This window comes from Brevundimonas sp. CURTG3B2_SDJG, from assembly GCF_057364705.1.
In genome coordinates this window covers 1-6218 of the sequence record NZ_JBNFOJ010000182.1, presented here as the reverse complement: position 1 = coordinate 6218, position 6218 = coordinate 1, and the positions used below count along the sequence as shown (strand labels likewise).

Below are 6218 nucleotides of genomic sequence, written 5' to 3'. Positions count from 1 at the left end.
CGCACGCCGGTGACGCCCGCAGGCCCCGCCCAGCACGCGCGTCGGCGCGGCCAGCCATTCGAAGACCACCCCTTCCTCCTCGGCGTTCTGCGTCTCGCGCGCGCTGCCCGGCATGTTCTCGCGGTCGCGGCGGTACAGGCAGGTGACCGAAACCGCGCCCTGGCGGACGGCGGTGCGGACGCAATCCATGGCCGTGTCCCCGCCGCCGATGACCACGACCCGCTTGCCCTCGGCGTTCAGGGCGCCCTCGTCGTACGCCGGAACCGCGTCGCCGAAGCCCTTGCGGTTGGAGGCGATCAGATAGTCCAGAGCGGCGACGACGCCGTCCGAGCCGCAGCCCGGCGCGGTCAGGCGGCGCGCCTGGTAGACGCCGGTGGCGACCAGCACGGCGTCATGGGCGGCGCGGATCTCCGCGAAGGCCAGGCTCCCGTCCGCCGGCGCCGCCGACATCGGACGCCCAACCGGAACTGGACGCCGCCATCGACGAGGCGGTCCACCCGGCGGGCCACGACGGGCTTCTCCAGCTTGAAGCCGGGGATGCCGTAGGTCAGCAGGCCGCCGGCGCGGTCGTGGCGATCGTAGACGGTGACGGCGTAGCCCGCCGAACGCAGGCGGTCGGCCGCGGCCAGGCCCGCGGGTCCGGCGCCGACGATCCCCACCGACTGTCCGCATTCGGCCCGGGGACGGATGGGATCGACCCAGCCGTTCTCGAACGCCTGATCCCCCAGCCAGCGCTCGACCGAGCCGATGGTGACCGTCTCCCACCCCGCCTGTTCCAGCGTGCACGCCCCTTCACACAGCCGGTCCTGCGGGCAGATCCGGCCGCAGATCTCGGGCATCGCCGAGGTCGCCTGGGCCTGGCGCCAGGCCTCCTCCGCACGGCCCTCGGCGGCCAGGCGCAACCAGTCGGGGATGTTGTTCTGAAGGGGACAGGCGCTCTGGCAGAAGGGCACGCCGCACTGGGCGCAGCGGCTCGATTGGCCCTTGCCCGCCTCAGGAGCGAAGTCGGCGTAGATTTCGGCGTAGCCGCCCACGCGCTCGGCCGCCGGCGCCTTGGCCGGGCCGGTCCTGGGGACGATGACGAAAGTCTGGTTCACGGATGCCACGGACGCCCTCTTCGCAACTGCACACTGATTTACGGCGGCGAGGCCGAACTGGCAACTTCCATGCTTCAGATGCAGAGAGTGCGTGATTTCAAGCAACAGAAAACCGGCAATACCTCGGTTGCGGAGTGAGATATTGCCGGTTCGCTTTCGAGCGGAGGCGCCCGCCCGAACTCAGAAGAGGAACTTGAGGCTCCCCGTCACCCGGTCGTCCGAGAGCGGGCCGTCGACGTCTGTGTCATGGTACCGGACATCCAGGGCGACATGGTCGGTGAAGGCGTAGGCGACGCCGGCATTCCAGGTCGTGTAGTCATCGTTGACGTCCAGGGACTGCTGGCCGACGGCCGCCGACAGCGTCCATTTGTCCGCCGGGGTGAAGCTGCCGTTGGCTTCGATGTAGGTGGCGGTTTCGTCCAGGCCGAAGAAGTCCGGCGAATAGTAGACGGCCGCGCCCAGGGTCACCGGGCCGATGGCGCGCGAGGCCGCGGCCTTCAGCTCGATGTAGTCGTAGTCGGCCGCATCCGGCGCGTTGACGTAGAGATAGGCGATCACGCCCAGGTCCAGGTTGAAGCCGCCGGCTTCCGGCCGCCAGCCGCCATAGAAGTCGACCTCGGCGTCGGTGTCGTCGCCGAAGTCGACGTTGGAGGCCCAGGCGCCAGCGTAGAAGCTGCCGTAGGTCACGTCCACGCCGCCTTGGACGGCGACGTTTTCGTCGGTCTGGCTGAAGCCGCGGAACACGTAGTCGCTCGTGACCCCGACGTTCCAGGCCACGTCGGCCTCCTGGGCCGAGGCGGTCGTGGCGGCGGCGAGGGCGGCCAGGGCGGCCGCGCAGGCGAAGGCGAGTCTCTTCATCGGTATCCCCTGTTGTTTCGATGTCGGCACGCGAACGCTGGGCCGGACGCGAAAGGGAGGCTCCGCGTCCGGCGGTACTGATGTCCTAGACGGCTTCCAGCGCCTCCCCGTGCAGGTGGGCGTCCAGCCCCTCCTCCTCGGCGGCCGCGCTGACGCGCAGGCCGGTGGTGAACTTGCAGATCACCAGGATGACGAAGGTGCCGATCGCGCTGTAGCCGATGGTCCAGCCCAGGCCGATCAGCTGGGTCATGACGTTGGCCCCTTCGGACAGGCTGTTGATCGCGGTGGTGGCGAACAGCCCGGTCAGCAGGGCGCCCGCCAGGCCGCCCGCGCCATGGATGCCGAAGGCGTCCAGGCTGTCGTCGTAGCGCAGCAGCTTCTTGATCCAGACCGACGCGGCGTAGCAGACCGGGCCGGCGATCAGGCCGATGATCACCGCGCCCTTGGGATCGACGAAGCCGGCGGCCGGGGTGATGGCCACCAGGCCCGCGACCACGCCCGACAGCATGCCGATCAGCGAGATCTTCTTCTTCTCCAGCACCTCGACCAGCTTCCACGACAGGGCGGCGGCCGCGGCGGCCAGGATGGTGTTGATCAGGGCCACGCCGGCCAAGGCGTTGGCGCCGCCGGCCGAGCCCGCGTTGAAGCCGATCCAGCCGACCAGCAGCAGCGAGGCGCCGATCATGGTCAGCACCGGATTGTGCGGGTTGATCGGCTCCTTGCCGTAGCCCTTGCGGGCCCCGAGGAAGAGGGCGCAGACCAGACCGGCGACGCCGGAGTTGACGTGCACCACCGCCCCGCCGGCGAAGTCCAGCACCCCGGCCGAACCCAGGAAGCCGCCGCCCCACACCCAGTGGGCGATCGGGGCGTAGACCAGGAGCGACCACAGCGCCGTGAACAGCAGCAGGCCGGTGTACTTCAGGCGTTCGGCGAAGGCGCCGGTGACCAGGGCCGGGGTGATGATGGCGAAGGTCAGTTGGAACGACAGGAAGACGAATTCGGGAATGCCCGGCAGCAGGCTGTGCGCCGTCTCCATCCCCACGCCGTTCAGGAAGACGGCGTCGAAACCGCCGACATACTGGTTGAGGAGGTCCGCGGCGTGGCCGCCGAAGGCCCCGGCCTTGCCGAAGGCGATGCTGTAGCCGGCGACGAACCAGACCAGGGTCGCCACGGCGAACACGCCGACCGACTGGGTGATGGTGGCGATGACGTTCTTGCGGCGGACCATGCCGCCATAGAACAGGGCCAGGCCCGGCAGGGTCATCAACAGGACCAGGGCCGTCGACGTCGCCAGCCAGGCCGTTCCGGCGCCGTCCAGCGCCAGGGGAACCTGGTGAGCCAGAAGCGAAGGCGGCGCGGCCGGCGCGGCGACGGCCGCGCTCGCGAAAGCGGTTGCGAAGAGGGCCAGGCCGGTGGCGAGGCTGCTGCGAAGTCGAGTCATCTCAATCCCCCAAGGATGTCTTTACGCAGTTGCGAACTGTTTACCGCATCTGCGAAATGCGCAAGTGGGCGGACGATGATTTATGATATTTTGTTGCTGAAATGCAGGAACTCGCGCGCATATGGGTCCGTTTTCACCAATACAGCCCGAATCGCCGGTTGAAATTCGCCGACTTCGAAGCGGAACCGCAATTCGCACTCGCAGCATTCTTGAGGGGTTGACGCATCCCGGCGGGTTCGTCACGGTAAGGGCACTCATCAAGACCGGCTGAGGGATAGGCCCTTTGACGCCGGGGCAACCTTCCAGTGATCCACCCGATCCTGGAGATGGTGCCAACTCCTGCGAGGTCCCTCAGAAAGGGCCGCGAGAGATGAGTGAAGCGACGGTCCCTCGCGTTCGGGACCGGCCGACTTCACGGGTCTGTCACGCCGGATTTGGTCGTCCCCGCAGGTTTCGATGATCGAGACCTGGAGCGGACGTTGGCGTCCAAAGACTGGCAGATCGACGAAGCGCCCGGACGGGACGTTGTCGCCCCCATCCCCGAGGATTTCCGGCTGGAGTCCGGCGAGCGGCTGAGCGCGTCCACGATCACGGGCCGCCTGCATGGACCGGAACAGGGCCCGCTGATCGTCGTCGCCGGCGGCATCTCCAGCGGACGTTTCGCCGCGCGCTGGTGGTCGTGGGCGGTGCGGCCCGGCGGCGCCGTCGATCTGGAGCGGGTGCGGGTGCTGGCCTTCGACCTGGCGCCGGGCAAGGCCGAACCGACCGTGACCATCACCACCACCGACCAAGCCCGTCTGCTGGCGCTGCTGCTGGACGCCCTGGGCGAGACGCGGATCGACGCCTTCGCCGGCGCCTCGTACGGCGGCTGCATCGGCCTGGCTTTCGCCGCGGCCTATCCCGAGCGGATCGGCGAACTGATCGTCATCTCCGCGGCGCACCGCGCCCACCCGTCGGCCACGGCCTGGCGCGGGGGTGCAACGCCGCCTGCTGGCCTTCGCCCGCGACTGCGGCCGCGAGGCGGAGGGCGTCGCCCTGGCCCGCGAGCTGGCCATGACCACCTACCGCACCGCCGACGAGTTCGACTGGCGTTTCGCCGGGACCCCGCCGGCCGCGCGGGCGACCCTTATCCGGTCTGCGACTACCTGATCTCGCGCGGCGCCGACTACGCCGAGGCGACCTCGGCCGCGCGCTGGATCGCTCTGTCGGACTCGCTGGACCGCCACGCGGTCCAGCCCGAGGCCATCCGCTGCCCGCTGACGCTCCTGGGCTTCACCACCGACCGCCTGGTGCCGATCGAGGACCTGCGCGAGCTGGCCGGCCGGGCGCCCGCCCTGCGCCGCTTCACCGAGGCCCCCTCGATCTTCGGCCACGACGCCTTCCTGAAGGAACGCGAGGCGGTCGCCCAGGCGCTGCACGCCGCCCTTTCTCCCCTGTACGCCCGCCCCTCGGAGCTCGCCGCATGACCGCCCCCTCCAACTGTCGCCCCTGTACGACCGCCGCGCGTCACGGGGTGAACGCCGACCCGACGCACGGCGCGGTGATCCCGCCGCTCTACCTGTCGTCGAACTACAGCTTCGACGGCCTGGATGGGAAACGGCGCTACGACTACACGCGCTCGGGCAATCCGACCCGCGACGTGCTGGGCGAGACCCTGGCCGAGCTGGAAGGCGGCTGCGGCGCGGTGGTGACGGCGACCGGAATGGCCGCGGTCGATCTGGCCCTCTTCTCGCTCGAGCCCGGCGATCTGCTGATCGCCCCCCACGACCTCTACGGCGGCACGCACCGGCTGCTGTGCGCCCGCGCCCGCCGCGGCCATTTCGAGGTCGCCTTCGTCGACCAGAACGACCGTGGAGTCCTGGACGCGGCCTTCGCCCGCGGACCCAAGCTGATCCTGATAGAGACCCCGTCCAATCCCCTGATGCGGGTGGTCGATGTCGCCGACATCTGCGCCCGCGCGCATGCCGTCGGGTGCAAGGCCGCGGTGGACAACACCTTCCTGTCGCCGGCGCTGCAGACCCCTCTCGCCCTGGGCGCCGACCTGGTGATCCACTCGACCACCAAATACATCAACGGCCACTCCGACGTGGTCGGCGGTTGCGTGGTGGCCAAGGATCCGGCCGACTTGGAGCAGCTGACCTGGTGGGCCAACTGCCTGGGCGTCACCGGCTCGCCGTTCGACGCCTGGCTGACCCTGCGCGGCGTTCGCACCCTGTTCGCCCGCGTCGAGCGCCAGCAGGCCTCGGCGGGGCGCGTCGCTGAATGGCTGGAGGCGCATCCGGCCGTGCGCAAGGTCAACTACCCGGGCCTGAAGAGCCATCCGGGGCATGAGATCGCCGCCCGGCAGCAGGCGGGCTTCGGCGCCATGCTGAGCTTCGAGCTGGAGGGCGGCCTGGACGCCGCGCGCGCCTTCGCCGACACGCTGCAGGTCTTCACCCTGGCGGAATCGCTGGGCGGCGTGGAGAGCCTGGTCGCCCACCCGGCCCTGATGACCCATGCGGCGATGACGCCCGAGGCCCGGACCGTGGCCGGCATCACCGACGGCCTGCTGCGCCTGTCGATCGGCCTGGAGCATCCCGAGGACCTGCTGGCGGACCTGTCGGCCGCCCTCGACGCGGCGCTGGACGTCACCGCGTCGACGGCCGAAGCCGCCTGAAGGACGCCGTCATGACCGCCCTTCCCCTGTCCGTCTCCATCCCCGGCTCTCCCCGAGGCCGCCGCCCACGCCGACGAGCCCGTGGCCCTGCTGCAGCTCGATGCGACCGACGCCGATCGAAGCCGCCTCGGCGGTCTATCGCGAAGTCCGGCGCGGGCGGCGCGTC

General features: G+C 70.0%; 4 protein-coding genes, 1 pseudogene and 1 riboswitch. Of the genes and pseudogenes, 2 read left to right on the top strand and 3 right to left on the bottom strand.

Features of this window, described 5'->3' with window-relative positions:
- The 3 genes and pseudogenes from AC2W7C_RS12385 to AC2W7C_RS12375 form a co-directional block, all read right to left on the bottom strand.
- Positions 1–1106, bottom strand: a pseudogene (locus AC2W7C_RS12385) (FAD-dependent oxidoreductase); the annotation flags it as partial.
- A 171-nt stretch (positions 1107–1277) separates the two neighbouring features.
- The gene (locus AC2W7C_RS12380) at positions 1278–1955 is read right to left on the bottom strand and encodes a TorF family putative porin (protein ID WP_486001715.1); all 678 of its coding nucleotides are present in this window, start codon (positions 1953–1955) and stop codon (positions 1278–1280) included.
- An 85-nt stretch (positions 1956–2040) separates the two neighbouring features.
- Positions 2041–3396: an ammonium transporter gene (locus tag AC2W7C_RS12375; RefSeq protein ID WP_486001714.1), complete on the bottom strand. Its 1356-nt coding sequence runs from the start codon at positions 3394–3396 to the stop codon at positions 2041–2043.
- A gap of 251 nt (positions 3397–3647) precedes the next feature.
- A riboswitch (SAM riboswitch) is annotated at positions 3648–3773 on the top strand.
- 102 nt (positions 3774–3875) lie between these two features.
- Between AC2W7C_RS12375 and AC2W7C_RS12370 the strand changes: the two genes are divergently transcribed.
- The gene (locus AC2W7C_RS12370; protein ID WP_486001713.1) at positions 3876–4862 is read left to right on the top strand and encodes an alpha/beta fold hydrolase; all 987 of its coding nucleotides are present in this window, start codon (positions 3876–3878) and stop codon (positions 4860–4862) included.
- Positions 4859–6052, top strand: a complete 1194-nt coding sequence (gene metB / locus AC2W7C_RS12365; protein ID WP_486001712.1) for a cystathionine gamma-synthase — start codon at positions 4859–4861, stop codon at positions 6050–6052. The genes AC2W7C_RS12370 and metB overlap by 4 nt, the downstream gene beginning before the upstream one ends.
- Positions 6053–6218 lie beyond the last annotated feature (166 nt).

Excerpts from the sequence above, each read along its gene's own strand:
- AC2W7C_RS12380 (WP_486001715.1), bottom strand. The coding sequence starts at position 1,955 with ATGAAGAGACTCGCCTTCGCCTGCGCGGCCGCCCTGGCCGCCCTCGCC.
- metB (WP_486001712.1), top strand. The coding sequence starts at position 4,859 with ATGACCGCCCCCTCCAACTGTCGCCCCTGTACGACCGCCGCGCGTCAC.
- AC2W7C_RS12375 (WP_486001714.1), bottom strand. The coding sequence starts at position 3,396 with ATGACTCGACTTCGCAGCAGCCTCGCCACCGGCCTGGCCCTCTTCGCA.